At 62.2% G+C, this 25,619-nt stretch carries 34 protein-coding genes; 28 read left to right on the forward strand and 6 right to left on the reverse strand.

The features are described 5' to 3' along the window. The first annotated feature begins 268 nt into the window (after positions 1-268). Positions 269-1,582, forward strand: coding sequence for a site-specific DNA-methyltransferase (locus tag P1U48_RS02070; RefSeq protein WP_301066677.1), 1,314 nt, complete (start codon positions 269-271; stop codon positions 1,580-1,582). A gap of 67 nt (positions 1,583-1,649) precedes the next feature. Further along, complete coding sequence (locus tag P1U48_RS02075; protein WP_301066680.1) at positions 1,650-2,054, forward strand: VanZ family protein; 405 nt, start codon at positions 1,650-1,652, stop codon at positions 2,052-2,054. A 79-nt stretch (positions 2,055-2,133) separates the two neighbouring features. Here P1U48_RS02075 and P1U48_RS02080 read toward each other — a convergent pair whose 3' ends face one another. The 5 genes from P1U48_RS02080 to P1U48_RS02100 form a co-directional block, all read right to left on the reverse strand. Next, the gene (locus tag P1U48_RS02080; RefSeq protein WP_366142856.1) at positions 2,134-2,403 is read right to left on the reverse strand and encodes a DUF3489 domain-containing protein; all 270 of its coding nucleotides are present in this window, start codon (positions 2,401-2,403) and stop codon (positions 2,134-2,136) included. Positions 2,404-2,495: 92 nt separating this feature from the next. Continuing rightward, the gene (locus P1U48_RS02085) at positions 2,496-2,897 is read right to left on the reverse strand and encodes a hypothetical protein (protein ID WP_301066682.1); all 402 of its coding nucleotides are present in this window, start codon (positions 2,895-2,897) and stop codon (positions 2,496-2,498) included. A gap of 15 nt (positions 2,898-2,912) precedes the next feature. After that, on the reverse strand, positions 2,913-3,260 hold the full coding sequence (locus tag P1U48_RS02090; protein ID WP_301066685.1) for a hypothetical protein: 348 nt from the start codon (positions 3,258-3,260) through the stop codon (positions 2,913-2,915). Positions 3,261-3,362: 102 nt separating this feature from the next. Then, positions 3,363-3,647 (reverse strand): hypothetical protein, encoded by a 285-nt coding sequence (locus P1U48_RS02095; protein WP_301066688.1) that lies wholly within the window; start codon positions 3,645-3,647, stop codon positions 3,363-3,365. Positions 3,648-3,658: 11 nt separating this feature from the next. Next, positions 3,659-3,841 carry a hypothetical protein gene (locus P1U48_RS02100; RefSeq protein WP_301066691.1) on the reverse strand — a complete coding sequence of 61 codons (183 nt, stop codon included), beginning with the start codon at positions 3,839-3,841 and terminating at the stop codon, positions 3,659-3,661. A 15-nt stretch (positions 3,842-3,856) separates the two neighbouring features. Between P1U48_RS02100 and P1U48_RS02105 the strand changes: the two genes are divergently transcribed. From P1U48_RS02105 to P1U48_RS02180, 16 genes are all read left to right on the forward strand, one after another. Beyond that, on the forward strand, positions 3,857-4,156 hold the full coding sequence (locus tag P1U48_RS02105) for a hypothetical protein (RefSeq protein ID WP_366142857.1): 300 nt from the start codon (positions 3,857-3,859) through the stop codon (positions 4,154-4,156). A 3-nt stretch (positions 4,157-4,159) separates the two neighbouring features. Further along, positions 4,160-4,657: a hypothetical protein gene (locus tag P1U48_RS02110; RefSeq protein WP_301066693.1), complete on the forward strand. Its 498-nt coding sequence runs from the start codon at positions 4,160-4,162 to the stop codon at positions 4,655-4,657. Continuing rightward, positions 4,563-6,626: a terminase gpA endonuclease subunit gene (locus tag P1U48_RS02115; RefSeq protein WP_301066696.1), complete on the forward strand. Its 2,064-nt coding sequence runs from the start codon at positions 4,563-4,565 to the stop codon at positions 6,624-6,626. Before P1U48_RS02110 ends, P1U48_RS02115 begins: the two co-directional genes overlap by 95 nt. Before the next feature lie 5 nt (positions 6,627-6,631). Continuing rightward, positions 6,632-8,242, forward strand: a complete 1,611-nt coding sequence (locus P1U48_RS02120) for a phage portal protein (RefSeq protein WP_301066699.1) — start codon at positions 6,632-6,634, stop codon at positions 8,240-8,242. Next, positions 8,239-8,499: a hypothetical protein gene (locus P1U48_RS02125; protein WP_301066702.1), complete on the forward strand. Its 261-nt coding sequence runs from the start codon at positions 8,239-8,241 to the stop codon at positions 8,497-8,499. The genes P1U48_RS02120 and P1U48_RS02125 overlap by 4 nt, the downstream gene beginning before the upstream one ends. Next, positions 8,496-9,833: a S49 family peptidase gene (locus P1U48_RS02130; protein WP_301066704.1), complete on the forward strand. Its 1,338-nt coding sequence runs from the start codon at positions 8,496-8,498 to the stop codon at positions 9,831-9,833. The genes P1U48_RS02125 and P1U48_RS02130 overlap by 4 nt, the downstream gene beginning before the upstream one ends. Positions 9,834-9,849: 16 nt before the next feature. Next, positions 9,850-10,221 carry a head decoration protein gene (locus P1U48_RS02135; RefSeq protein WP_301066706.1) on the forward strand — a complete coding sequence of 124 codons (372 nt, stop codon included), beginning with the start codon at positions 9,850-9,852 and terminating at the stop codon, positions 10,219-10,221. A gap of 114 nt (positions 10,222-10,335) precedes the next feature. After that, on the forward strand, positions 10,336-11,367 hold the full coding sequence (locus P1U48_RS02140) for a major capsid protein (RefSeq protein ID WP_301066709.1): 1,032 nt from the start codon (positions 10,336-10,338) through the stop codon (positions 11,365-11,367). Positions 11,368-11,406: 39 nt separating this feature from the next. Continuing rightward, positions 11,407-11,727 (forward strand): type II toxin-antitoxin system RelE/ParE family toxin, encoded by a 321-nt coding sequence (locus tag P1U48_RS02145; protein WP_301066711.1) that lies wholly within the window; start codon positions 11,407-11,409, stop codon positions 11,725-11,727. Beyond that, positions 11,717-12,013 (forward strand): addiction module antidote protein, encoded by a 297-nt coding sequence (locus P1U48_RS02150; protein WP_301066714.1) that lies wholly within the window; start codon positions 11,717-11,719, stop codon positions 12,011-12,013. The genes P1U48_RS02145 and P1U48_RS02150 overlap by 11 nt, the downstream gene beginning before the upstream one ends. 55 nt (positions 12,014-12,068) lie before the next feature. Further along, positions 12,069-12,485, forward strand: coding sequence for a hypothetical protein (locus tag P1U48_RS02155; protein ID WP_301066717.1), 417 nt, complete (start codon positions 12,069-12,071; stop codon positions 12,483-12,485). After that, on the forward strand, positions 12,482-13,294 hold the full coding sequence (locus tag P1U48_RS02160) for a hypothetical protein (RefSeq protein ID WP_301066719.1): 813 nt from the start codon (positions 12,482-12,484) through the stop codon (positions 13,292-13,294). Before P1U48_RS02155 ends, P1U48_RS02160 begins: the two co-directional genes overlap by 4 nt. Before the next feature lies 1 nt (position 13,295). Next, positions 13,296-13,835 (forward strand): phage baseplate assembly protein V, encoded by a 540-nt coding sequence (locus P1U48_RS02165; RefSeq protein ID WP_301066721.1) that lies wholly within the window; start codon positions 13,296-13,298, stop codon positions 13,833-13,835. A 13-nt stretch (positions 13,836-13,848) separates the two neighbouring features. Then, on the forward strand, positions 13,849-14,061 hold the full coding sequence (locus P1U48_RS02170; protein ID WP_301066723.1) for a hypothetical protein: 213 nt from the start codon (positions 13,849-13,851) through the stop codon (positions 14,059-14,061). Positions 14,062-14,070: 9 nt separating this feature from the next. Continuing rightward, positions 14,071-14,496 carry a GPW/gp25 family protein gene (locus P1U48_RS02175; protein WP_301066725.1) on the forward strand — a complete coding sequence of 142 codons (426 nt, stop codon included), beginning with the start codon at positions 14,071-14,073 and terminating at the stop codon, positions 14,494-14,496. Further along, positions 14,493-15,380 carry a baseplate J/gp47 family protein gene (locus tag P1U48_RS02180; protein WP_301066727.1) on the forward strand — a complete coding sequence of 296 codons (888 nt, stop codon included), beginning with the start codon at positions 14,493-14,495 and terminating at the stop codon, positions 15,378-15,380. Before P1U48_RS02175 ends, P1U48_RS02180 begins: the two co-directional genes overlap by 4 nt. A gap of 1 nt (position 15,381) precedes the next feature. On the opposite strand, the gene P1U48_RS02185 is transcribed toward P1U48_RS02180, so the two are convergent. Next, positions 15,382-15,582 carry an AbrB/MazE/SpoVT family DNA-binding domain-containing protein gene (locus P1U48_RS02185; protein ID WP_301066730.1) on the reverse strand — a complete coding sequence of 67 codons (201 nt, stop codon included), beginning with the start codon at positions 15,580-15,582 and terminating at the stop codon, positions 15,382-15,384. Between the two features lie 94 nt (positions 15,583-15,676). Between P1U48_RS02185 and P1U48_RS02190 the strand changes: the two genes are divergently transcribed. The 10 genes from P1U48_RS02190 (at position 15,677) to P1U48_RS02235 (ending at position 25,605) form a co-directional block, all read left to right on the forward strand. After that, positions 15,677-16,936 (forward strand): phage tail protein I, encoded by a 1,260-nt coding sequence (locus P1U48_RS02190; protein ID WP_301066732.1) that lies wholly within the window; start codon positions 15,677-15,679, stop codon positions 16,934-16,936. A gap of 3 nt (positions 16,937-16,939) precedes the next feature. Further along, entirely contained in the window at positions 16,940-19,246 is a 2,307-nt protein-coding gene (locus P1U48_RS02195) for a hypothetical protein (protein WP_301066734.1), read from the forward strand. Positions 19,247-19,268: 22 nt separating this feature from the next. After that, positions 19,269-19,439 carry a hypothetical protein gene (locus P1U48_RS02200; protein WP_301066736.1) on the forward strand — a complete coding sequence of 57 codons (171 nt, stop codon included), beginning with the start codon at positions 19,269-19,271 and terminating at the stop codon, positions 19,437-19,439. A gap of 4 nt (positions 19,440-19,443) precedes the next feature. Further along, the gene (locus P1U48_RS02205) at positions 19,444-20,250 is read left to right on the forward strand and encodes a hypothetical protein (RefSeq protein ID WP_301066738.1); all 807 of its coding nucleotides are present in this window, start codon (positions 19,444-19,446) and stop codon (positions 20,248-20,250) included. Between the two features lie 40 nt (positions 20,251-20,290). Next, entirely contained in the window at positions 20,291-21,538 is a 1,248-nt protein-coding gene (locus tag P1U48_RS02210; RefSeq protein ID WP_301066740.1) for a hypothetical protein, read from the forward strand. Between the two features lie 11 nt (positions 21,539-21,549). After that, a complete protein-coding gene (locus P1U48_RS02215; RefSeq protein ID WP_301066742.1) occupies positions 21,550-22,086 on the forward strand; it encodes a phage major tail tube protein in 537 nt (178 codons plus the stop codon). Between the two features lie 8 nt (positions 22,087-22,094). Continuing rightward, positions 22,095-22,412: a phage tail assembly protein gene (locus tag P1U48_RS02220; protein ID WP_301066744.1), complete on the forward strand. Its 318-nt coding sequence runs from the start codon at positions 22,095-22,097 to the stop codon at positions 22,410-22,412. Between the two features lie 108 nt (positions 22,413-22,520). Further along, complete coding sequence (locus P1U48_RS02225; RefSeq protein WP_301066746.1) at positions 22,521-24,959, forward strand: phage tail tape measure protein; 2,439 nt, start codon at positions 22,521-22,523, stop codon at positions 24,957-24,959. Continuing rightward, positions 24,959-25,390, forward strand: a complete 432-nt coding sequence (locus tag P1U48_RS02230; RefSeq protein ID WP_301066748.1) for a phage tail protein — start codon at positions 24,959-24,961, stop codon at positions 25,388-25,390. Before P1U48_RS02225 ends, P1U48_RS02230 begins: the two co-directional genes overlap by 1 nt. Beyond that, a complete protein-coding gene (locus tag P1U48_RS02235) occupies positions 25,378-25,605 on the forward strand; it encodes a tail protein X (RefSeq protein ID WP_301066750.1) in 228 nt (75 codons plus the stop codon). Before P1U48_RS02230 ends, P1U48_RS02235 begins: the two co-directional genes overlap by 13 nt. Positions 25,606-25,619: the final 14 nt, after the last annotated feature.

The raw sequence follows: 25,619 nt of genomic DNA on the forward strand, positions 1-25,619 counted from the left end.
CCTCGCGATATTTAAGCGTTTTTTCTCGTTTCAAATACCCATTTCGCTTCGTTTCAAAGAGGGTCCGCCTCAATGAAATCAGGGCTTTAGGCCCCGAATTGGCGAAATGCACCCCCCTGAAATCCACTTCGTTTCGCGCAGGTTGAGCCCCGTTCACACTCGCCAAACCCCAATAAAACATGGACGTTTCGCTTTGCGCTAAACGAAATGACCCCCTGCGGATCGTTTCGGTTCAGCGGCGCGTTGGCACATGCCCGACAGGATCCCGATGACAGCCCAATCCAAAATCACCCCGCAGGCCTGGCCTGCGGCGCAGGTCGCGATGTGGCAGGTGGCCGACTTGGTCCCCTACGCGAAAAACGCTCGCCAGCACCCGCCGGAGCAGATCGACCAGATCGCGGCGTCGATGGAGCGGTTCGGGTTCACCATCCCGATGCTGGTGGCCGAGGATGGCACGATCATCGCAGGCCACGGCCGGTTGATGGCTGCCGCCCAGTTGGGGCTGGCCGAAGTGCCGGTGATGGTGGCGCGCGGCTGGTCCGAAGAGGACCGGCGGCTTTACACACTCGCCGACAACCGATTGGCAGAAATCGCCGAGTGGGACCCCGAGATGCTGCGCATCGAGATCGGGGAGCTGCGGGAAGATTTCGGGATCGAGGACATGTCGCTGATCGGCTTCAGCGCCGAGGACCTGGCCGAGATCCTGCCGGACGCGCTGATCGACACCACCGGCGGCCTGACGGATCCGGACGATGTGCCGGAAGTGCCTGAGGCCCCGGTCACGCGCCCTGGCGATGTCTGGCTCCTGGGTAAACACCGGCTGCTCTGCGGCGACAGCACGGTCGCGACCGACGTGCAGAAGGTGCTGGGCGACGTGAAAGCGGATCTGTGCTTTTGCGATCCGCCCTACAACGTGGACTACGCCGGCGGCGTCGGCGCCGAAAAGGCGGGCAAAGGCCGTCGGATCAAGAACGACGCCTTGGGCGATGCCTTCGGGCAGTTCCTCTACGATGCCTGCCTGCTGATCAATGCGCACACCGATGGCGCGGTCTATATCTGCATGTCGTCGAGCGAGTTGCAGACGCTACAATCCGCATTCAAATCCGCCGGTGGCCATTGGTCGACCTTCATCATCTGGGCGAAGGACCGCTTCACCCTGGGCCGCGCCGATTACCAGCGGCAGTACGAGCCGATCCTCTACGGCTGGCCCGAGGGCGTGAAGCGTCACTGGTGCGGGGATCGCGACCAGGGCGATGTCTGGAACATCGAGCGACCGCACAAGAATGATCTGCATCCGACGATGAAGCCGGTGTCCTTGGTTGAACGCGCGATCCGGAACTCGAGCCGAAAGGGCGATCTGGTGTTCGATCCCTTCGGTGGCAGTGGCACGACGCTCATCGCTGCCGAAAAGACCGGTCGCCACGCGTCGCTGATCGAGCTCGATCCGAAATACGTCGATGTCATCGTCCGCCGTTGGCAGGAGTTCACGGGTGAAACCGCGGTGTTGGAAAGCAGCGGGCAGAGTTTTAACGATCTACACTCGGGTGAGGCTGTGCCGATTGATGCCGAAACCGGGGTCTGACGCGGCTACGCCATTGACACTCCATGGGAAAACCGCGCTGATGGGCGTTCACCCAGAGGAGCGATGTGTGGCGCAAGTGCAGAAGAAACTGAGGCGGATGGCGGTCGGCAGTGCGGTGACAACCGTTCTGGCGGTGATCATCGCCGTGCTCACCCTAGCACCGATGCCGTCTGGCGGCCCTGCGGGGTCGGACAAGATTTACCACGTCCTGGCCTTCGCCTGCCTCGCGTTCCCGCTGCCCCTCGTGCGGCCACGGCTGGCACTCTGGGTTGTTTTGGCCGTCACCGCCTACGGCGGTATGATCGAGATGATCCAACCCTTATTCGGCAGGCAGGCCGAATGGGCCGACCTTATTGCAGACGGGATTGGCGCTACCTTGGGTGCGAGTGTTGCGTCAGCTTGGCCTATGGCTTCGCAGGACCGGCGGAGGGTACGAAAGGGACGACCCTATGACCGCGGCATGGCTCGCTGAGGATGCCGCACTTATGGGCGACGGCTTCAAGTCATCGCGTTCGAGGTCGAAATAAGCGGCGCGAGCGAGGCGGAGTCGATCAAGATAATCGATAAACCCGCCCACGCTGATCCTCCTTCTCGGAGGTGATGGTCAGCCCCAGCTTTTTCTTGAGGGCGCCGGACATGGCACCTCTGCAGGTATGTGAAAGCCAGCCCGTGGCCTCGGCCAGTTCCTCGATAGTGGCGCCTTCGGGCCGCGACAGCATGTCCATCATGATCTGCTGTTTGGTGACCCTTTGGGCTTTGGGGGCCGAGGTGTCTTGATCTTCGGGCGTCTCGGGGTTCGTGGTCTTTGCGGCCTTGGCCATGGTCTTCTCCGGCAGTTCGGCGTGGCAGCATGCGACGCCTTCTACTGCCGAAAGCCCGCCGCGCGGGCGGGCTGGCTCGGTCTCGCGCAGGATCAGTGCTGCTCGTCCATGGTGGCGGTGACGGCGAAATGCTGAACCCAGCCCGCGAGGTAAGGCAGCCCAGCAGGAATTCCGTCGCTGCGCTCTGTTGCGCGGCTGATGCGCCAGTCCTGCCATTTGGCAATGGCGGCGGCGATGGCGACTTCGCAATCTGGTGCACCGCACTGCAGGGCGCCAACGACCTCGTCCGCGAAATGCCGCCCCGAGCGGCTATCGAGGAAGTCGCGGATGCCGAGCATCTCCTCCTCGGAGGTGGCGTTGACGGCTTGGGCGATCAGGCGGCTGGCGAGGACCCAGACCTCGCTGGTGCGCCGGTCGCGCTCCGGGCAGGTGGTCAGGGTTCCGAAGAACCCGTAATCGGTGTTGCGGCTGGGAAGGACGGTGGCGTTGGTCATTGTTTTGTCCTCGCTTCAGGCCGCTGTTGCGGTTTCGAGGGTTTCGATGTGCTTGCGCAGCGTTGCGGCTTCCTCGCTCGCGGCATCGGCCCAGAAGGCGGTGCGGGCATCGCAGGCGGCGGCGAGCCGTTCTGCGTCCTCGTGGGTGAAGCGGTTGACCTTGTGTGCGCTGCCATGGCCGCTGCAGATCGCGCGGTGCTTCTTGCCCTCGGGCGTCAAGGTGAAGGTCAGCGGCCCGAAATCGTCGATGACGATCCAGTTATGTGAGGCGATCGTGGTGCAGCCGGTTGGGGCTAACAGGCGGTCATTCTCATCTGCGCGGGTGCGAAAGTCTGCGATCAAGGCAGTGGCGGGGTTGGTCATGGCGGGCTCCGTGGGCTGAGTTGCGTCTCGTTTTGTGAGGTCAGAGTCGCTCCACTGCGCAAGAAAGTGTAGCAAAATCAGAGTTCTAATATTGCTATTGGATCATTCGGCGTGGTCCGTAAAATCGACCCAGCCACCATCCTGCCATATGTAGAGATGTGAGAGCTCGCAGGTCGGTCGTGGCAGGATGCGGGGCGCACGGGGCGGATCGAAACAGTCCAGCGTGTCGGCACGAACTTGGCGGATTTCCTGCGCAGCAAGGATGTCCTCGGGCGTCCAAGGCGCCAGCGCGGGCAGCATGTGGGCGGGGTAGCCGTCAAAATGCACGTATATGTGAGCCCATTCCTCGGGTCCGATCTGGATCGCGATCTGTGCGCGGGTGCTCATGTTTGGGTCCCTCAGTTCTGCTGGTCGATCATGGCGAGGATAGCGACGGCCATGCCGCCGAGGAATTCGCTGCGGCGAAAGACAATCTCGTCGATGTGGTTGGCGTCGGTGATGGCCGGATCGACCGCCAGGTCGGCTGCCATATGCGGCAGGAGTTTGCTGGCGGCGGCGTTGTAGCATTCGGCGATGGTCATGGGCGAGGTCCTTGGGTGCGTCGTTTGCGTCAAGGAATCTTTGCTCTTACGCCTGAGTATATCCACTATAATCGTAGCAATTACATGGCTTTAGAGGGACTCATGGCGCAATCAAGACGCGGCTCGCTGATCGAGGCTGTGGCCAACACGGTGGTGGGTTACGCGTTGGCGGTTGCCACACAGTTCGCCGTGTTTCCGGCCTTTGGGTTGCGCGTCGGCGTGGTCGAGAACCTTGGTCTTGGGCTGATCTTTACGGCCGTGTCGCTCGCCCGTGGATACGTCCTTCGCCGCCTATTCGAACGCTGGAGGCTCTGACCCATGTCCGACGGCAAACCCCGAGGCCAAACCATCACGGTGGCGCAAGCGGCAGCCCTGCTGGGGCGGTCCGAACGATGGGTTCAGGGGCTGGTCAAATCCGGCTACATGGATCGCGCGCAGCGCGGGGAATACACGCTGGTTGGCGTCATTCGCGGGGCGCTGGCCTATTACGAAGACCAGCTCTCAAAAAACAACAAGGCCGCGGTGGCCAGCCGGGCCACGGAAGCGCGCACGCGTGAAATTGAACTCAGGATCCAGGAACGCAGCCGGGAACTGATCCCGATGGAGGATGCAAAGGCCGTGGTGGGCGAGATCGCGGCGCTGGTGCGGGCAGAGCTAGCCGGTCTCGCGGCGCGCTACACGCGCGATATGGAGGCGCGGCGCGCGCTCGAAGAGGTGATCGATGGCGCGCTTGAACGTATTGCAGGGGCGGCCGACAAAGCAGGCGCAGCTCTGGTCGCTGGCAGCGGCGATCTGGAGGCCGAGCGAGAAACGTGACCCGGCCCCTTGGGCGGCCGTACATCGGATTTATCCAGAAACCGCCGGCATTCCCGGTCCCCGTGATCCGGGGCTGACGCCCTACATGATCCCATGGTCTGCGGCCGTGCATCGCGGCGGCTACCGTCGGGTGGTGGCGGTGACCTCGGCTCAGTCGGGCAAGACCGACAGCATGTTGGACATCATCGGCGCGCGGCTCGATCAGCGCCCGGCGCCAATCCTCTATGTGGGACCGACGAAGGAGTTTCTGACCGACCAGTTCGAACCGCGGCTGATGGCGCTGCTGGATGAGGCCGACACGCTGGCCAACAAGGTGGTGCGCGGCCGCCGAATGAAGAAGACGCTGAAACATGTGGCTGGCGTCCGACTACGATTGGCGCATGCGGGCTCCTCCACGGCCCTCAAATCCGATCCGGCCGCACTGGCGCTGATCGACGAATACGATGAGATGATGGCCAATGTGAAAGGCCAAGGCGATGTTCTGGGCCTCGTGGAGGCCCGGGGCGAGACCTATGCCGATTTTGTCACCGCAATCACCAGCACACCGGCGCGGGGTCTCGTGGAAATCGAACCGGATGACACGAGTGGGCTTGAGTTCTGGGCGCGCTCGGCGCCCGACGATCTTGAAAGCCCGATCTGGAAGCTCTGGCAGGAGGGCACGCGGCATCACTGGGCCTGGCCGTGTCGGCATTGCCAAGAGTTTTTCATCCCGCGCTTCAAGCAGCTGCGCTGGCCAGACCGCGCGACGCCTGCGCAGGCCAAACAAGCGGCCACGCTCGAATGCCCCCGCTGTGGCGGCCAGCACACTGAGGCCGACAAGGTCTGGATGAACGCACGCGGCACGATGGTGGCGCCGGGGCAAACTGTCACGCTGAAGGACGATGCGCCCCATGTGACGGGCGCCCCCGCCGACAGTTCGACCTTGTCGATGTGGACATCGGGGCTCTGTTCGCCATTTGTCACCTGGGGGCAGCGGGCCGAAACCTATCTGACGGCGCTGCAGTCTGGCGATCACGACCGCATCCAGACAGCGATGAATGCAGGCTTCGGCGAATGCTACGCCATGACGGCCTCGGGCGATGTGCCCGACTGGCAAGAAATCATGGAGCGCCGCCAGCCGTATCGGCCGGGAGACGTTCCCGCCGGGGGCTTGCGCCTCGTGATGGGCGTCGACGTGCAGAAGTTCAGCCTGGTCTATGTGATCCGGGCCTTCGGGGCGCGGGGGACGTCTTGGCTGATTGATAATGGCCAACTCTATGGCCCCACAGAGGATGACGACGTCTGGTCCGCGCTGGCGGATTTGATGCTGACGCCCGTGGGCGGGATGCATATCGAGAAGGTGTTTGTGGATTCAGGCTTCCGGCCGGACAAGCCGGAGCTCGGGAATGAACATAAGGTCTACGAGTTCTGCCGTCGCCACAGCTGGCTCTGCGCGCCGACCAAGGGCAAGGACATCCAGAGCCCGCCATACCGCGTGTCAAAAATCGAGGTGAAGCCCGACGGCAAAAAGGCGCTCTATTCCATCGACCTTGTGACGCTCTCGACGGACTTCTTCAAATCGCTGGTGATGTCGCGGATCCGCACGCCGGCCGATCAGCCGGGGGCGTTTCATGTCCATGAAGCGGTCTCGGAGGATTACTGTAAACAACTGACCTCGGAGGCGCGGGTGGTGGTCGAGGGCAAGCCTGTCTGGGTGAAACGCTCGCGTAACAACCACTTTCTCGATTGCGAGGCGCTCTGCGCGGCCATTGGCTACACGCTGAACGTCCAGCGGATCCCGGAAGGGATCGAACGCAAGACTTCGATCGAGGCGGCCGTGCCCGACGTGCATGACCCAACCCGGGTGACAGCACCTGAGCCTGATACATCAAAGGCGCCGCCGCCGGCATCGCGCTCCTCCCCAGGTCGCGGCGACAGCGGCGCTCTGCGCGGGCGGTTTGCCCGCCATGGCAGCAGGCTGAATGGATAACGCACATGTCCGTGATCGCAAAGCTCAAAGGCCTGCTGGCCGAGGCGCTGCCTCCGGCGGCGGGGCCGGAAGGGATGAGCCTCCCCAGACCCTCCGGCAAATACATGCGCGGTGGACGGGGCGTGACCTTCGCCGGTTGGAAGCCCGCCTTGCGGGAAGCCCAAGATGATATCGGCGAGGCCTGGGATGACGCGGCCGCTCGGGTCAATGACCTCCTGCACAACAGCGGCTGGCTGGCCGGCGCGCTGGAGCAATGCGTGGCCAATACGGTGGGCACAGGGCTGCAGCTGAAGGCGCTGCCGGAGAATGAGACCTTTGGCATGACACCAGTGGAGGCCTCGGACTGGGCCAAGACGGTGGAGCGCCGCTTCGAGCTTTGGGCGCGAAATGCCCAAGAATGCGATATCCAGGGCCTTCGGACCTTCGGGCAAATGCAGGCGGCGGCTTTCCGCTCCTGGCTCATCACCGGCGAAATCCTCGCCGAGCTGCCCTGGCGCAAGCGGCCTTGGAACCGATACGGCACCAAGGTGCGCCTGCTGCCGCCGCAGCGGCTCTCGCGCAAGACGGAAAGCATGCGGCGGCTGATCAACGGGGTCTATACGGATGCCGATGGCATGCCGGTGGGTTACCGCGCCATTCGCAAGGACCTGTTCAAACACGACGTGGAATATGACGTGCGTGCCCGCGATGCCGCGGGACGGCCGCGGGTGATCCACATCTTCGAGGGCGCACCCGGCACACATCGGGGCATTTCTCCTCTGGTGCCGGCACTGCAGGTGGCCCGTCAGTTTGACCAATTGGCCGATGCCACGCTGATGGCGGCAATCGTTCAGACGCTCTTTGCCGTGACGATCACCTCGGACGAGCCGACGGAACAGGTGTTGCAGGGCCTGCTGACGCCGCAGGAACAGGCGCAGATGCTGGCGCAGGGCATCTCGCCGATGGAGGCCTATATCGAGATGGTCGCAGGTTATTATGACGGCAGCACGCTGGATGTGGGGATCAACGGGCGGCTTGCACACCTCTTTCCGGGCCAGGAATTGAAGTTCCACACGAGCAATCATCCGTCATCGGACTACGCGGCCTTCTCGATGCATCTCTTGCGCGAGCTCGCACGGTGCCTGGGGCTGACCTATGAAAGCGCCACGGGTGACAATGTCGGCGCCACCTATTCGTCGCTGCAAGCCGCGACGACAGAGATTTTTGCCATCACCAAGGCGCGACGGCGCAACATCATGGCGCCATTCTGCCAGCCGATCTACGAGGCCTGGCTGGAAGAAGAGATCGAGGCGGGCAGCCTGCCATTTCCGGGTGGCATTGCCGGGTTTCTGGCCAATCGTACGGCGGCGTGCCGCGCAGAGTGGCGCGGCGATCCACGTCCCCAAGCCGATGATCTCAAGAAGGCCAAGGCCCATGAGGTCTGGAAGCGGCTCGGTGTCATGTCGGACGCGATGATCTGCACCGATCTTGGGGCGGATGTGGACGATGTCTACCAGCAACTGGCGCAAGAAAAGGCGCTTCGGGCGGAATACGGCCTGCCTGAGCCGCAGATGATGGGGGCGCAGGGCGGTGGGCCGAGTGCGGCAGACGACACAAACGACGAGTTGGAGTCATGACGATCAGCATCGATGAAGCGGATCCGTGCTCCGCCGCGGCCAGCCTTCGCCAAGTCTATGTGAGTCTGGTGGCCGGCGAAGCCGCCATGGAGGTGCGGTTCCGCGCCGGATCAAACGGCGTCGAACGGGCGGTCACCTACCACCGGGCGCATCCCGACCGGCTTTTGGCGGTCATTCGCGGCTTTGAGGAACAATGCGCCCAGCTGCAGGGCCGCGGTCCGCGGCGCTTTGCACTTGGTACAGGAGGGGTGAGGTGACGGAACCGCCCGATATAAAACGAGCTGCGGCAGGCCCGTCTCTCGCGCAGATCGCAGGACGCGTGCTGAACCGCCCGCTGCTCCTACACCCGGACAAGGCCGATCTCATCCTGCATGTGCTGCAGGGACGGATTGGGATTGAGCCGCTGCAAGCCGTCACGCCGGAGACCAACCGGTTTGTCGGCACATACCGCCGTGACAATGGCAGCGTCGGTTCCATGCGCGTGGAAAACGGGGTCGCTATCCTGCCGATCGTCGGCAGTCTGGTGAACCGTGGTGCCTGGATCGGCGCCAGTTCGGGGCTCGTGTCTTATGAGGGGATTGCAGCACAGTTGCGCGAGGCGGAAGCTGATCCGGATGTGCGAGCGGTGCTCTTGGATATCGACAGCCCCGGCGGCGAGGCAACGGGCATGTTTGTCACGGCCAAGCTGGTCAGTACGGTCAACAAGACCAAGCCGGTCGTGGCTTTTGTCAACGATGTGGCGGCCTCGGCTGCTTATGGCATCGCCAGCGCGGCGCGCAACATCATCGTTTCGCCCACCTCCATGGTCGGCTCGATCGGCGTGGTCCTGACCCATCTCGATCGCTCGGGTGAGCTCGAGGACCGTGGCGTGAAGCCCACGTTGATCCATGCCGGGGCGCATAAGGTCGATGGTCACCCGTTTGGGCCGCTGTCAGACGCCGTCCGCGCCGATCTGCAGGCCGAGGTCATGAAAATCTACGACCAGTTCGTTGGCCTCGTGGCCGAGGGTCGCACAGGTCGGATCAGTTCTGAGGCCATCCGGGCGACGGAAGCCCGCACCTATCTTGGCGCCGATGCGATCGCCCAAGGCCTCGCCGATCGCATGGCGAGCCTTGAGGATGTGATCGCCGCGCTGTCGCAACCGCCCTCCGGGGCAAGCCCCCAGAGAAAGGGAGGAAACATGACCAAAACGACCCAAGCCGAGGCGCCCGCGAGTGACGTCTCTGCCATCAGCCCCGCTGATCTGCAGGCAGCTGTCGATGCATCGCGGACGGAAGCCCATGCGGCAGGCGTCACTGCCGGTAAGGCGGAGGCCACAGCGCGGATAAAATCCATTCTGACCGCACCGGAAACGGAAGGCCGTGAGGCCCAGGCACTCGTGTTGGCGCTCGAGACCGAAATGACGGCAGCTGACTCGGCCAAGGTTCTGGCAGCCTCGCCGAAAGCCAGTGCAGCGACGTCCATCGCCGACCGAGCCGCCCAAGAGACGGAACTCGGGGCCGAAACCCCGGCCGATCACCGCAACCGATCTGAACGCAATGCGGCTGGGTGGGCAAAAGCCATCACCCAAGCCAATGCGCGCTTCAGCTGAAGAGGAGAGGCAGTCCATGACCGTTCTCATTGAAGGCCGGCATCCCGGCGAATTGCTGATGACCGAGGCCAATGGCCAGCGCTCGCGGGAAAACATAACCATCGCCAGCGGCGCCGGTATCATCGCGCCGGGCACGGTGCTCGGAAAAATCACCGCCAGTGGCAAATATCTGGCCAGTGCCGTGGGGGCGACCGATGGCAGTCAGACCGCCGTGGCCATCGCGCTCTACGGCTGTGATGCAACGGCCAGTGATGTTGGCATTGCCGCCATAACCCGCGATGCCGAGGTCAACGGCAAGATTTTGACCTACCATCCTGACCGTGATCAGGTAGCAGAAAAGGCCGCGGCTCAAGCTGACTTGGCGGCTGTCGGCATTATTGTGCGGTAACCACCGCCAACGCTGCCAAACTCAATTCTGAAATCTGATCTCCTGCGCCCTTGGGCCGCGGGGTGATCTCGCGTGGCCAGTCGCTGGCGCGCCGACGCAATAGAAGGACCTCCCATGTCGATCCTCAATATCTTCAGTCAGGACGCCTTCAGCGTCATGCGCCTCACGGACGCGCTTCGTGAGATCAAATACACCCCATCCCGCATCGGCCAGATGGGTCTGTTCCAGACCACCAGCATCGACACACTCGATATCGCCATCGAGAAGGACAAAGAGCAAAACCGCATGCTGGTCTCCGCCAGCCCCCGTGGTGGGCCTGGCCAGACCTTCGATAAATCAAAGCGCGCGGTACGCATGCTCAAGGTGCCGCATTTCCAAGTGGACGATGCCATCTACGCCGACGAGGTGCAGCAGGTCCGCGCCTTCGGCCAGGAGGTGGCCGTTGAGCGGCTACAGCAGAAGATCGCGGACCGTGCGGCGGAGGCAAGCCAGTTCTTCGCACTGACCGAGGAATACCACCGGCTGAACATCCTCAAGACCGGCCAGCTGCTCGATGCCGATGGCTCGGTATTGTTCGACTATTTCACCGAGTTTGGCGAAAGCCAGCAGGCTGTGGTCGATTTTGACCTCGACAATGCCAGCGCCGCAGACGGCGCGCTCCGTAAGAAATGCGCCGGCGTCATCCGTCAAATGGCAGGCATTCTGGACGGGCTGCCTTACACAGGCATCATGGCGCTTTGTGGGGACGCCTTCTTTGACGATTTGATCGCCCACCAAGAGGTCCGCGAGACCTACAAGGGCTATGCCGACGCCGCCTCGCTCAGGAACGCCTATATCAACTCGGGCAGCTCCGGGATCTACGGGGCCTTCGAGTTCGGTGGCATCAGCTGGATGAACTACCGCGGCGGTCAGAATGTCGGCATCGACACCGATAAGTGCCACCTCGTGCCCTCGGGCGTGCCGGGGCTCTTCCGCACTGTCTATGCGCCGGCGGACTACATCGAGACGGTGAACACGCCCGGCCAGCGGCTCTATGGCAAGCAGTGGGAAATGCAGAACGGCAAGGGTGTGAACCTCGAGTTCCAGATGAACGCGCTGCATTACTGCACGCGCCCGCGGGTGCTCATCCCGGGCAAGCGGACGTGATGGTTCCAGATTTTGCAGGACGTTGACGCTGGCTGATCTGTGTATTATATTCCACAGATGTTCGAGGTTAGGCAGACAAAAGTGTTCATCAGTTGGGTTACGGGGCTGAAAGATCAGCGCGCCGTAGCCCGGGTTGATGTTCGGCTTCGTCGTTTAGCACTGGGCAATATGGGAGATGTCAAATCTCTCGGCGACGGCGTGAGCGAAATCCGGATCGATTACGGACCAGGATATCGCTTGTATTTCACCAAGCAAGGGGACCGGATCGTCGTCCTCCTCTGCGGTGGAGACAAAAAGCGTCAGAGCGCAGATATCGAACGTGCCAAGAAGATGGCAAAGGAGCTGAGCGATGGCAATTGAGACAACTGTATGGGATCCGGTCGATCGTCTCGAGACACTAGAGGCGCAAGAGGCTTATCTCGAGGCCGCTTTTGAGGATGGTGATCCCGACTTGATCGTGGCTGCGATTGGCGACATCGCCCGGGCGCGAGGCATGACTGAAATCGCGAGCAAAGCGAACGTCAGCCGTGAAGTCATGTACAAGTCTTTCCGCTCAGGTGGCAACCCAACCCTGAGCACCTTGTCCCAAGTTGCAGAGGCTTTGGGGTACAAATTGAATTTGCAGCGACAGATGCCAGCCAACTGATCCAGTCCATTCAAGGATCTCGGCCGAAGGCATTAGCCTTGGTAAGGATCTCCGGATGAGCTGGTCGTTCTATGAATTGGATGCCGCATTGTCAGATGCGGCATCTTCTGTTTTCGCCGAACCGGCCCTTCTGCGCCCTCGTGTGTCCACACAATACGCAGAACGCAGCGCCGACTCTGATCGCGCAGCGACAGTGACCTATGGCATCTTCTCGGCAGGCCCCGCGAAAGACGACCTGGGTGGCCAGGCACGGGGCGGGCAAATGTCGGGCACGACCAAGCTTTCGACTGCCGCTACCGAGTTCTGGATCGCCAAACCGCAGATCGATCAGCTGCCCTGGCTGCCGATCACCGGCGATGTCGTCATTCTGACGGCCCGCAATAGCCAGCCGATCTATGCAATCTCTCGGGTTGCGACCTCGGATCTGGGCGATTTGACCCTGATGCTTGTTCGAGAGGATGAAACTTCATGAGCCTGACGCGACTTGTCATGCGATTGGCCGCGGCTCGCGCGTTGCGCGGCCGCACCCTTGCTGGCGCCCGGGTGTTCGACAGCGCGGTGGATCCAATCGATCAGACCATCGCCGAAAACCGTCAGCCGCTTCTGGTGCTGACGACGGATGAACATGAGACTGACATCACCGGCCGCGATCTCGCAGGCGACCATCAGCGCTGCGATCTGGTCATCGAACTTGCGATCGCCGCGCGTGTCGAGGTGCCGGCCCGTGACGGTCAAGGCGGGCAAATTACCATTGCCATTCCGCATACGGATGAAGGGCTGGAACTGACGCTCGACATAATGGAGCATCAGGTTGTCACCGCGCTCACCCGCGATAACAGTGCCTGGTCGCGCGCCTGGATGAAACTGGTTCCCCGCGTGACCCGGCGGCTTTCACGACGAGGGGCCTCGTCAGAAAACGGCGTACGTTTCGCGGCCCGACAACTGGTTTTGACCTGCGATTTGGTCGACACGCCCGCGATAGGGGCAGCCATCCCGCCAGGCACCGCCTGGGGCGAGGTCCTCGCGCTGATGGAATCTGACCAGAATTTGGCGCCGATTGCGGCCATGCTACGCGAGCAGATCGAGGGTGAAACTGTCCCCGATTGGGCGCGCACGGCGCAGATGCTGGGTGTGCCGCTAGAGGTCATGGATCAACTGGGTGTTTTGCCCACGCTCGATGCCCAAGGTGATCCCGTGACTATGGATGCGGTCATCTTCGATGAAGAAGGCGAGCGCATCACGGTGATAGATTCGCCGATGGCCGCGGCAGAGGAGTCATGACATGGCGATCCGCGAATTGGTGGAATTGGCCGCGCGCATCTCGGAACTGGAGCGCCGCTTCTCGGGTATGATGCGGCACGGCACCGTGGCTGAAGTCGACACTAGCACCCAACGGATCCGGCTCGACTTTGGCCCTGCACATGGGACTTCGGGGCGGTTTCTCTCTCCGTGGATCCCGTATGCGCAGTTCTCTGGCGCCTTGCGGGTTCACACACCACCCAGCGTTGGCCAGCAGTTCACCGCGATGTCGCCGAACGGGGATTTCCAGCAGGCGGTCGCCGTGCCGCTGACCCATTCGAATGCCAACCCATCGCCTTCGACGGCGGCGGACCAGAATGTGGTGCGTTTTGGCGATGTCACGCTGACCTTGGCCGAAGATAGTCTCGAGGTCGCCGTCGGGGGCGTTCGTTTCAAGGTTGACGGCGCCAACGTTGAAATCACCGGCGGCCAAGTCCGTCATAACGGTAAGAATATAGGCGACAGCCACATCCACAGCGGCGTGCGCTCCGGCCCTTCGAGCACCGGCACGCCTGCGAACTGACAAGGACGACTCCATGCCACGCTACGCTATCACCGAAACCGCCGGCCGCTTTGTCGCGGGCCAAACCAACACGGGCGTCGGTACGATCCTCACCCTCACCGAAAAACAGGCCGAACACGAGGTTCGCCTCGGCTCGCTGCGGGCGCTGGATGTCAAACCAGCCGCCAAACAGACCAAGCCTGCAAAGCCTGTGTCGAAATCTGACACCCCCGAGGCCACGATGTAACACTGGACCATGGTAAGCCGTTCCCCCAATCCGTCAGTCGGGCTGAATGCCGCGACGGGCCGCATCCTTGAGGGCTGGCCGCATGTGGTGCAAAGCCTGCAGGATATCTTCACCACACGGTTTGGCAGCCGGGTGATGCGCGAATGGTATGGATCCTTCGTGCCGCATCTGATGGGGCGCACGATCAGTCCAAACGAGGTGACGCCCTTTTTCGCGGCGGTGACCTCGGCCATTGAGCAGTTCGAGCCGCGCTACCGGGTGACGCGCATTCAGGTCGTCGAGGTCACACGCGCGGGCACCTTGCACGTCTTTCTCGACGGCGAATATCGGCCCCGGGCTATGTTTGGCGATTATACCGTAGAGGGCGCGCGGCGCATCGATGCCTACGCCAATCCCAATGGCGTCCTGATTGAGACCCGTGAGGCCTCGGCATGAGCCGTTTCACTGCCATCAATCTGGCCGGTCTGCCGCCGCCGGATGTGATCGAGACGTTGGACTACGAAACCATCGTCAGAGACATGCGCGATGATCTCGTCGCGCGGTTTCCCGACATTGCCGGCGTCATTGATCTCGAAAGCGAACCCGCGCGCAAGCTGATCGAGGCCTTTGCCTATCGGGAACTGCTCCTGCGCGCGCGGATCAATGATGCCGCCCGCTCGGTTATGCTGGCGTCATCCTACGGCAGCAACCTCGACCATCTGGCAGCCCTCTTTGCCACGGCCCGAATGCAGATTGAGGACGATACCGGCGCGCTGGTTGCTGAAGACGATGCGCGCCTGCGGCGCCGGGTGCAACTCGCGCCTGATGCCTTTTCGGTCGCAGGGCCAGAGGGGGCATATGTCTATCACGCCCTTATTGCCGCCCCATGGGCGCGAGATGCCACCGCGATCATGACGACGCCGGGCCGGGTCCGCGTCACGATGTTGCGCGCAGGCGATGACCCTGTACCAAGCTTCGAAGAACGCGAAACCGTCCGGCTGGCGCTCATCGACAATGACGTCCGGCCGCTCACGGACATGGTTGAGGTGCTGGGACCTGCCGTACATCCGGTCACCATCAACGCGACGCTGACGCTTTATCCCGGTCCAGACGGCAACCTGGTGCGCGATCGTGCGGTCACCGCACTGACCTCGTGGGTGGAAACGAACCGGATGCTGGGCATGAATCTGCGCCGCTCGGCGATCTTCTCAAAACTGCAGCAGGAAGGCGTGCATTCTGTGGATTTGATTTCACCTGCCGCGGACCTCGTTCTGGGGCCGACCGAGGTCTACGCCGTCGAGGCCATCAACATAACGGTCGCGGATCTGCGCGACGCGTAGATCACCTTTCACGGAAATCGCGGGCTGATGCGCCTGTCGCTATTCCTTTCAGCTCGTCTAGGCTTGAGACGGGAAGAATAAGCACACCACCCGGCTTGGGCAGGAAAATAAAATCTTGGCCAGGAACCCATCCCAGTCGCGCACATAGATCGCGTGGCAGCGTGATTTTAAAGTCCGGTGACAGCGTTGTTGAAGTCGTCATGGCCAAGCCCCCTTGTCATTGAGTTTAGCTCTGCAGGACACCAACAGAAAAGCAGAGAAAGCCGACCCAAATCGAAATAACTGAAGGCGGCACAATGGCACAAGAAACCCTGCTGCCCGACAACCGGACTTCCTTCGAGGAGGCCGCTGACCTCACCGGGGCGTGCATCGCTGACCTGCCGATCGGCCTGCGCAAGCTCGTCCAGCCAGCGGTGGTGCCAGCACCCCATCTGCCCTGGCTCGCCTGGGGCCTGTCGGTCGATCTCTGGGACAAGGATTGGCCGGAGGAGAAAAAACGCGCGCGGACGGCCCGATCGCTGCCGTTTCATGCGATCAAGGGCACACAAACCGCCATAGCTGAGGCCCTTGCCGTCATGGGGGCGGAAGCGAGGCGCTTCATCGTGCCGCCGGCGAAAACCTATCTGTCAAAGGCACTGACAGAGACGGAACGCGCAGCCTATCTCGACCGCTTCGCGCAGTTGAGGGTCTATCCCTTCATCGCACGGGGTGTTTCCGGCCGGAACACCCGGTTTCTGTCGACGCCGGAGGGGCCTGGCACGGCGTTCGCGGGGCCAAACAACCCGGTCTCGATTGCTGAGACCAAATATATCCGAACGGCCAAACTCTATGACCGTGGCGCAGAAACCGATCTGATGGTTCGCACGATGACCCCAGAACGCGTTGGGGACTTCAACGCGATTGAGTACGACGAGGTGGTGGTGGCGCCCAAGCCCACTGCGGCCATTCATCTCGGCGATAGGCCGAAAGCGCAGGCATTTCTGATCGACGACATGGGAGTGCGCCAGCGGATCGTCCGTATCCCGCGCGACGAGACTTACAGCTATCGGCTGGGGCGGGAGCAATACACAACCGTCCTGCCCAAAGGCGATCTCATCGATGTTCGCCCGCAGCAGGTCGCCGAGACGCATGCGGCACAAGCGACGTCCTTGTTCCCGGGGGCCGCGGGGCAGCGAGTCTCTGGCGCCTGCCTGCCTGAAACAATTGCCTGGCGGCATCTCTATGACCGCTGGCACATCCATGATCCGGGCCGCGTGCTCGATGAGCGCAAGCGGTCAACCCATCTGGGCTACACCCGCCTTGGAATGCCGCCCTATACGGCCGAAGTGCTGACCCGCATCAAGGGGAAGCGCCATCCGCGGACCGCGGGCCGGTTCGTCAATGGCTATGTCGTGGCCGCCAGCACCAAGCCCGTCGCCGATGCGCGTGCGGCGGTGATGGTTGCCAAATCACTCCGGGACAAGGTCCTGATCAACACAAAGACCTGGCGCGTGCCGCGACCGGGCGACCGCCGCGCTGTGGGGGATATCACGCTCGGCGCATTGACAGAGGTTTGAGGCATGGAACGCACCGTCATCTACCGCGATCGGCAGGAACTGCAATCCGCCGATCTCAACAATATGCAGGATTTTGGCCGCGCCTCGATGGACCATATCGTTCGCGATGCACTTGAGGCCGGCAAAGCCTATTCCGGCTTCTCGGCCACGAAAACCGCGGCCACGGAACTCACGCTGTCGGCAGGCCGGCTTTATGCTGGCGGGGCCGTTTATGCGCGCGGTGAGGACATCATCGTTGATCTCTTCAACGTGCTGCCCTTGGTGACCCGGAAACGCGTGGCAATTGTGAGCTTCGGCCAGGAGGTCGAGACGGACGTCCAGCCGCGGGATTTTCTGATCGACGCGCAGACCGGTACCACCGAGCCGCAATCTGTGGCCATGGAAAGCCTGCGCCGCGCTGAAATATCCACCGTGGCTGGCACCGAGGGTCCGGACCCGAGCTATCCGGCGACAGATGCCAATGTCACGGTCATCGCGTATGTTCTTTTGGATACGTCCGGCGTGGTGGCCATTGAGCAGTGGCAGGCCACACAGCTGCCGAACCTGCGCAATGTCGCCAACCGCACGATTGCCCTGGAAAACTGGCGCGGTCAGATCAGCGGTCAAGTGGATACGCTGCGCACGGACCTGTCTGCGCTGGCTGATCGCCTGGCAGGCTATGCCACCAAAGCCGAGATCGTCGAACTTACGGAACAGCTCGATGAGTTGCGCACAGAGGTCTATGCGCCGGGGGCGTACATCTACTACGGCACCAACCACTTCCTGACGGCAGAGGGCTCGAACGTCGATCACCCGGATTTCGATGCGGTGGTCGAGGAAGGCATTCGCTTCCCGCGGGCGGGCTCGGAAACCTCCGAACTGGCGCTTCTGAACCCCAACAACGTCTATGTCGCCAATGCCAGCGGCTTCGTGCTGCCCAAATATGCTCATGGCGTCCGGCTTGATTTGACGGGCTACGCTTCTGAAACGCGGCTGGCTCAATATACCTTCGAGACCACAGAAATCCGTCAACTTACGCGCGCCCGCACGCGGCGGCGCTATGGCAATTCCATGGTGGTCTGCACCAACAGTCGCTGGTGGCGCCAGGGCACCTATGATCTCGCAGGCAATATTTTCCGCCGGGATGGCGAGACCTGGGAGGTCACCAATGGTGTGCCGGACCGCATGCCCAATGGTGCGCGGGTGCCCAATGGCAATGTGCATTGGATCCGGGTGCGCCGCTTCTGGATCGATACCTATGAGGAGCAATACTGGGACCGGGTCACCACGACGGCCACGATCAATGGCCAGCAGGTGGCACAGACCTTTCTGAACTCACAAGACGGCTGGCTCAGCCAGGTGGGGCTTTATTTCTCGCGCAAGGCTGCGGCGGGCGATGTGACGGTTCTGGTCACTGAGACCGCCTTCGGTATGCCGGACCTGTCCCGGGTCATTTCTCGCACGACCCTACCGGTCCTCGATATTCAGGTGGGGGCGATTTCCACGGAAGTTGGCCTGCCGTCGCTGGTGGAAACCAAGCTGCCGATCACGCCAACCTTCCTGACGGCGGGACGGCGCTACGCCATCGTTCTGGTGACCACCGGCGATCATTACGTGGCCATGACCAATACCGACAACGGGGTGGTGCAAGGCACCTTCTTCGTCTCGACCGACGGCGCCTTTTTTGCGGGCAATCTTGTCGATGACATGAAGATGCGGCTTTACTTCGCGCGCTTCGAGCGCACGCGGCTTTCGGTCGAGTTGACGGCTCTGCAGCTGGCGGGCGGCATTCTCGATCTCGACGTGCTGCACCCGGGCGTGACGCCGCCGGCCTGTCGCACCGATATCGAGGTGCAGGTGAATGGGGCCTGGGTAGCGCTTGATGGTGAGGCGAATGGGCCGGACCTTTCGGGCCTGCCCGCACTTCTGCCGCTCCGATTGACGCTCACGGGCACCACCGACCTGATGCCGGGCTTTGGATTGACCGGATCGCAAGCGGTGGCGACGCGCCCGAAAACGGCCTTCACCTGGGTGTCAGACGCCCGCACGCTCGGCTCGCCCACAACCAGCGTCAAGGTGGTCACCGATCTGCAGCATTTTGAAGAGGCAAACCATGACTGCACCATCACCTTGCTGACCGGGACGGGCTTGACCGGTGCCGAGGCGGCTGATGTGGTTGAGGATGTGGTCTTGGCCGATGGCACGGTGCGGCGGACATCAATTTTCAATGTGACCTCGGTCAGCACTTACGCGGTCAAGATTGTGGGCTCGACGGTCAGCGCGGCACTGCCGTTCCTCGTCAGTGAGCTGATCGAATACGCGCAAAGCTGATCCCATCAAGGAAAATCAACCCATGGCCTCCAAACCGACCCATTACCGGGTGACGGTGAACCGTCCCCTTGAATTCGCTGGCGCCCGGTTTCGGCCGGGTGCGCGCTATACGGTGACAGCCTCAATTTATGACGGCCTACAGGCCGATTACCCCGAGGCTATCGCCACATCCGAGCCGCTGAAGAAAGGCTGACGCCATGCTGCGGTTCGAAGACCTACGCGTGCGCGACAATCAGGATCTCGATCGGGATTTTTTCAACCGGCGCTATCGCCTTATTGCGGAAAGCCTCGCGGAACTGAATACGCAGCTCGCGCAGATCGGCACGGCGACCGACAATCTGGTCACGCTCGGGCTGACCCGGGTGAATGAGGTCCTGGGGCCTGCGCTGGCAACAGCATCTGCGGCCGCAGAAAACGGGTTTCTGGTGGCCACCTCGGCGACGCCGCTCACACTCGCAGTCGGACTCGAGACCAGTTTTGAGATCGATGACACGCCGGCGCGCGCGCTCTTTGCGCCCACGCCCTATGTGGTGATCTCCCGGGGCGGTATAGACAGCCTGAATGATTGGGCGGTGTTTCGGGTGGCCACTTATGCCCGCGAAAACGGCGGGCTCGCAGGTGAGGTTGTCGCCATTCACGGCGAGATCGGCGCGGCCCAACACGATGACTGGGTAATTTCTGCAAGCGCTGGCCTGGCCTCGTCGCTGATTGAGGCGGCCGCCAATGTGGCGAATACGCTGCTTTTGGCCCAGCAGGCGGCGCAAGACGCTGCCGATGCAGCGGCAGTCGCTGAAAGCGTTCTGGCAAACGGCCCGGTCTCCTCGGTGAACGGGCAAACCGGCACGGTGGCGCTCGGGATCGGCGATATTCCAACGCTCACGGCTCAGCTCGCCAGCAAGGCTGCCAGCAGCCATGGGCACACAATTGCCCAAGTCTCCAACCTGCAAAGCACGCTTGATAGCCTGCAGGCACAGATCACCACGGTGGATGGCGGATCCTACTGACCCGTGCCGTTTGCCCTGACAAATTCAAGGAGGGACAGCCATGTCCGACCCGACTTTCGGGATTTCGATCACGCGGATCGACAATGAGCCGCGCCCACCGGTCTGGAGCGATATGTCGTTGGTCGGCATTATCGGCATTGCACCGGATGCGGACGCATCGGTCTTTCCCGCCGACACGCCGGTGTTTCTCTATTCCGATGATGCGGCCAAGCTGACCGCGCTCGGGGACGCCGGCACTCTCAAAGACGCGCTGGCGCTCTTGAATGCGCAGCTTGGCGAATTCCAGGTCGCCGCCAAGGTGGTCCTGGTTCGCGTCGAAGAGGGCGCCGATCCCGCGGCGACGATTGCCAATGTCGTGGGCGACGGCGCGCTGACGGGGCTTTCGGCCTTTTTGCGCGCAGGGCCCGAGATTGGTATGATCCCGCGGCTTCTTTGCGCGCCGGGGTTCACCAGCCAGCGCACGGGGGCCGAGGCCAACCCGGTTTGCGCCGCGCTGCCGCCGATCTGCGAAAAGCTCCTCGCCCATGCGGTGGTCGATGGCCCGGCCACCTCCGAGCAAGATGCGATCGACTGGCGCGAGACCATTTCCTCGTCCCGCCTCATTCCCGTCGATCCGGCGGTGAAGGTTTACGACAATGGCTTGAGTGTAGTCCAACCCGCATCGCCTGCCATTATCGGCATTGGCGTGCGCCGTGACCACGAAAAGCAGGGCCGACCCTTCCACTCCTGGGCCAACCAGGCGGTACAGGGGATTGTTGGCCCCTCGCGCCCGATCAACTTTTCACTGACGGATGGCGCGACCGAAGGTCAACGCTTGCTGTCCGCCAATATCGGTGTGCTCCTGCGCGGCGAAATGGGCGTTGAAAGCGCCATCGGCCAGGGTGGGTTCATTTTCGTGGGCACCGACAATGCCGGAGAAGATGATCTCTGGCGGTTTTACAATGTCACGCGTGGGCGGGACTTCATTCACCTGATGCTGCTCCGGACCCTGCGGTTCTATCTCGGCCGCTTCAACGTCACCGGCCAAACCATCCAGGCCATCCTGAACACGATGGAAACGGGGCTTCGGAACCTCAAGGCCGATGGCGACATCCTCGGCTTCGAGCTGAAGTTCACCCGCGATCAGAACACACCCGAGGAACTGCGCCAAGGCCGGTTCACCGTCAGCTTTGCGGCCGAAGAGGCCCCGGTGCTGCGCTACCTCGGCATTCAATCTGCCCGCTATCGCCCGGCGCTGGACGCGCTGCTCGATGATCTGCTTGCGCAGGTCGGCACGATCACCGGCTGAGAGGACCCATCATGAGCAATATCTACATCATGGAAGCCGCAAACCTTTTTTGCGGCGATGAGGACCCGACGGCCTCGAAGCACCTGACGCTGACCGAACTGCAGCTGCCTAATCTGCAGGAAAGCTTTCAGGATTATCACCCGGGCGGCTCGCGCGTACAGATCGAGGTGGCCGTCGGCATTCAGAAGCTCGAGGCCAGTTTCAAACTGGCCGGCTGGGACCCGGACCTGCTGACACAGTTTGGGCTGGGGGTCGCCTCGCGCAAGAAATTCACCGCCTATGGCTCGATCCGCTCGAAACGCACGGGCGAGGCCATCGAGGCGAAAGCCGTGCTTGAAGGCCGGCTCGGCGCGGCAAACCCCGAGGCCTTCCAGCGTGGCGAAATGCAGGGGTTCGATTATTCGATCTCTGAAATCCTGCATTACGAGCTGCATTTTGGCGGGGTCGAGAAACTCTACTGGGACTTTTTCACCGCCGATTGGCGCGTGGATGGCACCTCCCAGAACGCCGATGAACGCAACATCCTGCGCATTCCCAACGGATTTTGAGGGGACCCATGGCACAGCATCGCAATAAACGACTGCCGCTCACGGTATCCATCACCCTGGGGGATCAGACCCTGACTGAGGTCAGTGTCAAGAAGCCAAAAGTGAAGGACCTCAAGACCCTGCAGGATGCGCTGGCCGGGATCGAGGATCAGCTGGAACAGGGCATTCTCATGGCTGCCGTTCTGACCGATCTGCCGCGCGAGGCGATCGAAGAGATGGATACGGACGACTTTACCGCGATCTCCGAGGTGATCGCCGGTTTTTTCCCAAAGGGCACGGCATCCGCGACTGGCGCGCCGTCACAGCCGAAACCGCCCACTGGCTGAATACGCCGATCACGGACCTGATGGACATGGACTGGTCGGAACTGGTGCTCTGGCATGCCGAGGCCCGTCGTTTGGCACGCGCCGCAATTCTCAAGTGAGCCTGACCCCATGGCAACGCTGACCTCACAACTGGTGATCGAGCTTCTCGATCGCGTGACAAGCCCTGCGCGTCAGGCCGCCAGTGCGCTCGCCGGCATTTCCACCCGCATTCGGGAAAACAACGGTCTGCCGATGACCTTTGGCGACCGGCTGAATGCTGCGATCACGCGCAACAACCGATCTCTTGCTGCTGCACGGGGTGGCTTGGTCGACGCGGCCGCCAGTTTCTATGCGCTGCGCGAGGCCATCGGCGGACCGATTGCGGCAGCCTCCGAGTTTGAAAGCGCCATGGCCGATGTGCGAAAGGTGGTGGATTTTCCAACGCCGGAAGGGTTCGCGCAGTTCCAACAGGATCTCTTCGCTCTGTCGCGGGACATTCCTATCGCAGTGACAGGACTCGCCGAGATTGCCGCGGCTGCAGGCCAAGCCGGAATTGCGGGGCAAGACCTCATTCGCTTCACGAATGCCGCCGCGCGGATTGGGGTGGCGTTCGACATCAGTGCCGATCAGGCGGGCGCCTCCATGGCCAACCTGATGACGGCTCTGGGGCTGACGATCGATGAGACGGTTTCCCTGGCAGATGCCATGAACCATCTTTCCAACAGTCAGGCCTCGAGTGCCGCTGATATTCTCGATGTGGTGCGCCGTGTTGGGGCGCAAGCGACGCTCTTCGGGTTTTCGGCAGAAGAGACCTCGGCCTTTGCCTCGGCGATGCTCGCTGCAGGCGCGCAAAGCGAGGTGGCAGCGACAAGCTTTCGGAATATGGGCGCGGCCTTGACACGCGGGTCTGCGGCAACGCGCGCACAACGGGAGGCGTTTCAAGAGCTTGGGCTTGATGCAGAAGCCGTCGCGCGGCGCATGCAAGAAGACGCGGTCGGCACGACGCTCGATGTGCTGCGCCGCATCAGCCAGATCCCACGCGAACAGCAGGCGGCGATTTCGAGCCAGCTTTTTGGAAATGAAGCGCGCGCTTTGGGGCCGCTCCTGACCAACCTCGGTCTCGTAGAAGACACGCTTGGCATGGTGGGCGATCGCGCGAATTATGCAGGCTCTGCCTTTGCCGAGTTCGAGGCCCGCAACAACACGTTTCAGGCCAATATGCAGCGGTTCCAGAACGTGCTGACCGAGCTGCAGGTCAACATTGGCAATGCTCTTATGCCTGCGATCACGTCGCTGGCAGAGGCGATCACCCCGCTGATCCTGCGGATCTCGGAACTGGCTGCGGCCTATCCGGAGGTGACGCTTGCCGTCGTGGGCGCCACCGCGGCGGTCATCGCTTTCAAAGGCGCGATGTCGGCGCTGCAGTTTGCCGGGCTCTTGGGCCGCGGCGGTGTGCTCTCGATGATTGCGGCGGGTTACAACATGATCGGACGCGCAGCCATCGGTGCACGAGCCGCCGCAACGGAAATGATCGGGTTGCAGTCGGCCTTGGCGGCGATGGGCGGACAGACCCTTGGGACCTTGGGGCGGCTTCGTGCGGGCCTGAGCGGCATTGCGCTGGCAGTGCCCGGTGTCGGGGCGCTGTCCTCTGGCATTGCCGCCATCGGGACGGCGGTGGCGACGATTTCGGCGCCGGTCTGGGCGACTTTTGCGGCAGTGGCAGCCGCCGTTGCTGCAGCTGGCTTCACGATCTACCGCTATTGGGACCGCATCACAGCAACCTTGTCTGGCGTCGGCCAAGCGATCTCCGAGCGCTTGCAGGGCCCGCTGGATTGGCTTGGCGAAAAGCTCAGCTTTCTGACGCCGATCACCGATGCGATTTCGAACGCCTTCTCTGGGCTGGGATCAGCCCTCGGGGCAGCGGTGGATGCCATCACCGGTTTTTTCAGTTCGGGGCTTTTCGAGCAGGAAGTGCTCTCGGAAGAAGAGCAGGCCCGCATTGCACAGAATGCAGCCAATCTGACCGGCCGGATCATTGATGGTTTTGCCGGGCTTGTGACCGGTCTTTACGACAAGGGGCTTGAGGCAATTCAGGCGCTTTGGGACGGGATGGTCGCCAAGTTCGAAGAGCTGATCGCCTGGATCCGGGGTATCCCAAGCCGCATTGTCGAAGCGATCGGCAATATTGACCTCTCGAACATAATCCGCTGGCCCTCGATGCCGGCTTGGCTTGGCGGTGGCGGTGACGCGCCAGTCGTGGCGGTGGATGAATTTTCCGGTGTCGATGGCACGCGGGCGGCCGGTGGACCCATCTCGCGCGGCGGCACCTATTTGGTCGGCGAGCGCGGGCCGGAACTCATCACCGCCAATCGCAATGGCTATATAAACCCGGCGGGAAGCATGAGCGGTGCAGGCGCGATGGAGATTTCGGTCAATGCGCCGATCACAATCACGCGCGCGACGGCGGATCCCCAGCAGCTTGCGGCAGAAATTACCCGCCAGCTGCGCGATCAAATCCGTGAAGCCTTCCGGGGTGTTTACGCCGATACTGGGCTGAGGTTTGCCTGATGCTGATGATGCTTGGTCCGGTCCAGTTCGAAATCCTGCCCTTCAACACCGATGGCTACAGCCATGGCACGGAGGCCAGCTTTGCCGAAAAGCCCGTGCTCGGGGCACGACCCATCCTCGAATATGTGGGCGAAGGGCCAGAAAGCTGGAGCATCAAGGCGAGGCTGTATCCAGAAAAGTTTGGTGGCATGGGACAGCTGACGCTTCTATCGCAAGCCCGCGCCTCGGGCCGCCCGCAATACATGATGCGGGGTGATGGAGCACTGATGGGCTGGGTCAATATCCTCTCGGTGACCGAGCGCGCCTCCTATCTGGGACGTAATGGCGTCGGCAAGGTGATCGATGTCGACATCACGGTAAAACGCGCCAACGCGCCAAGCGCGGGGTCGTTCTTCTCTCTTCTGGCGGATGTGCTCCTATGGACCAGGTGAACGAAACCGTGACCGTAGAAGGCGACGGGCTGACTGTGTCGACGATCGTGTGGCGCCGGTTCAAGCGGCCCATGCCGGGGCTCGTGGAGGCCATCTATGATTTGAACCCAGGGCTTGCCGATCTGGGCCAGACCCTGCCTGTGGGCACCAGCTTTGACATCCCCATTCCGATCCCGCGGGAGCAGCAGGTTCTCGATCCGATCAGGCTTTGGTAAGGAAGCCAGCCCAT

It is taken from the genome of Pseudooceanicola sp. (assembly GCF_029213205.1).
Taxonomy (GTDB): Bacteria; Pseudomonadota; Alphaproteobacteria; order Rhodobacterales; family Rhodobacteraceae; genus Pseudooceanicola.

Coding starts and splice junctions, on each gene's coding strand:
- P1U48_RS02185 (WP_301066730.1), bottom strand. CDS start 15,582: ATGACGACTTCAACAACGCTGTCACCGGACTTTAAAATCACGCTGCCA.
- P1U48_RS02180 (WP_301066727.1), top strand. CDS start 14,493: ATGAGCCGTTTCACTGCCATCAATCTGGCCGGTCTGCCGCCGCCGGAT.
- P1U48_RS02120 (WP_301066699.1), top strand. CDS start 6,632: ATGTCCGTGATCGCAAAGCTCAAAGGCCTGCTGGCCGAGGCGCTGCCT.
- P1U48_RS02165 (WP_301066721.1), top strand. CDS start 13,296: ATGGCGATCCGCGAATTGGTGGAATTGGCCGCGCGCATCTCGGAACTG.
- P1U48_RS02230 (WP_301066748.1), top strand. CDS start 24,959: ATGCTGATGATGCTTGGTCCGGTCCAGTTCGAAATCCTGCCCTTCAAC.
- P1U48_RS02115 (WP_301066696.1), top strand. CDS start 4,563: ATGGCGCGCTTGAACGTATTGCAGGGGCGGCCGACAAAGCAGGCGCAG.
- P1U48_RS02100 (WP_301066691.1), bottom strand. CDS start 3,841: ATGACCATCGCCGAATGCTACAACGCCGCCGCCAGCAAACTCCTGCCG.
- P1U48_RS02150 (WP_301066714.1), top strand. CDS start 11,717: ATGGCAATTGAGACAACTGTATGGGATCCGGTCGATCGTCTCGAGACA.
- P1U48_RS02070 (WP_301066677.1), top strand. CDS start 269: ATGACAGCCCAATCCAAAATCACCCCGCAGGCCTGGCCTGCGGCGCAG.
- P1U48_RS02200 (WP_301066736.1), top strand. CDS start 19,269: ATGGCCTCCAAACCGACCCATTACCGGGTGACGGTGAACCGTCCCCTT.
- P1U48_RS02140 (WP_301066709.1), top strand. CDS start 10,336: ATGTCGATCCTCAATATCTTCAGTCAGGACGCCTTCAGCGTCATGCGC.
- P1U48_RS02110 (WP_301066693.1), top strand. CDS start 4,160: ATGTCCGACGGCAAACCCCGAGGCCAAACCATCACGGTGGCGCAAGCG.
- P1U48_RS02125 (WP_301066702.1), top strand. CDS start 8,239: ATGACGATCAGCATCGATGAAGCGGATCCGTGCTCCGCCGCGGCCAGC.
- P1U48_RS02195 (WP_301066734.1), top strand. CDS start 16,940: ATGGAACGCACCGTCATCTACCGCGATCGGCAGGAACTGCAATCCGCC.
- P1U48_RS02210 (WP_301066740.1), top strand. CDS start 20,291: ATGTCCGACCCGACTTTCGGGATTTCGATCACGCGGATCGACAATGAG.
- P1U48_RS02190 (WP_301066732.1), top strand. CDS start 15,677: ATGGCACAAGAAACCCTGCTGCCCGACAACCGGACTTCCTTCGAGGAG.
- P1U48_RS02085 (WP_301066682.1), bottom strand. CDS start 2,897: ATGACCAACGCCACCGTCCTTCCCAGCCGCAACACCGATTACGGGTTC.
- P1U48_RS02225 (WP_301066746.1), top strand. CDS start 22,521: ATGGCAACGCTGACCTCACAACTGGTGATCGAGCTTCTCGATCGCGTG.
- P1U48_RS02080 (WP_366142856.1), bottom strand. CDS start 2,403: ATGGCCAAGGCCGCAAAGACCACGAACCCCGAGACGCCCGAAGATCAA.
- P1U48_RS02170 (WP_301066723.1), top strand. CDS start 13,849: ATGCCACGCTACGCTATCACCGAAACCGCCGGCCGCTTTGTCGCGGGC.
- P1U48_RS02135 (WP_301066706.1), top strand. CDS start 9,850: ATGACCGTTCTCATTGAAGGCCGGCATCCCGGCGAATTGCTGATGACC.
- P1U48_RS02215 (WP_301066742.1), top strand. CDS start 21,550: ATGAGCAATATCTACATCATGGAAGCCGCAAACCTTTTTTGCGGCGAT.
- P1U48_RS02160 (WP_301066719.1), top strand. CDS start 12,482: ATGAGCCTGACGCGACTTGTCATGCGATTGGCCGCGGCTCGCGCGTTG.
- P1U48_RS02155 (WP_301066717.1), top strand. CDS start 12,069: ATGAGCTGGTCGTTCTATGAATTGGATGCCGCATTGTCAGATGCGGCA.
- P1U48_RS02090 (WP_301066685.1), bottom strand. CDS start 3,260: ATGACCAACCCCGCCACTGCCTTGATCGCAGACTTTCGCACCCGCGCA.
- P1U48_RS02235 (WP_301066750.1), top strand. CDS start 25,378: ATGGACCAGGTGAACGAAACCGTGACCGTAGAAGGCGACGGGCTGACT.
- P1U48_RS02220 (WP_301066744.1), top strand. CDS start 22,095: ATGGCACAGCATCGCAATAAACGACTGCCGCTCACGGTATCCATCACC.
- P1U48_RS02205 (WP_301066738.1), top strand. CDS start 19,444: ATGCTGCGGTTCGAAGACCTACGCGTGCGCGACAATCAGGATCTCGAT.
- P1U48_RS02095 (WP_301066688.1), bottom strand. CDS start 3,647: ATGAGCACCCGCGCACAGATCGCGATCCAGATCGGACCCGAGGAATGG.
- P1U48_RS02175 (WP_301066725.1), top strand. CDS start 14,071: ATGGTAAGCCGTTCCCCCAATCCGTCAGTCGGGCTGAATGCCGCGACG.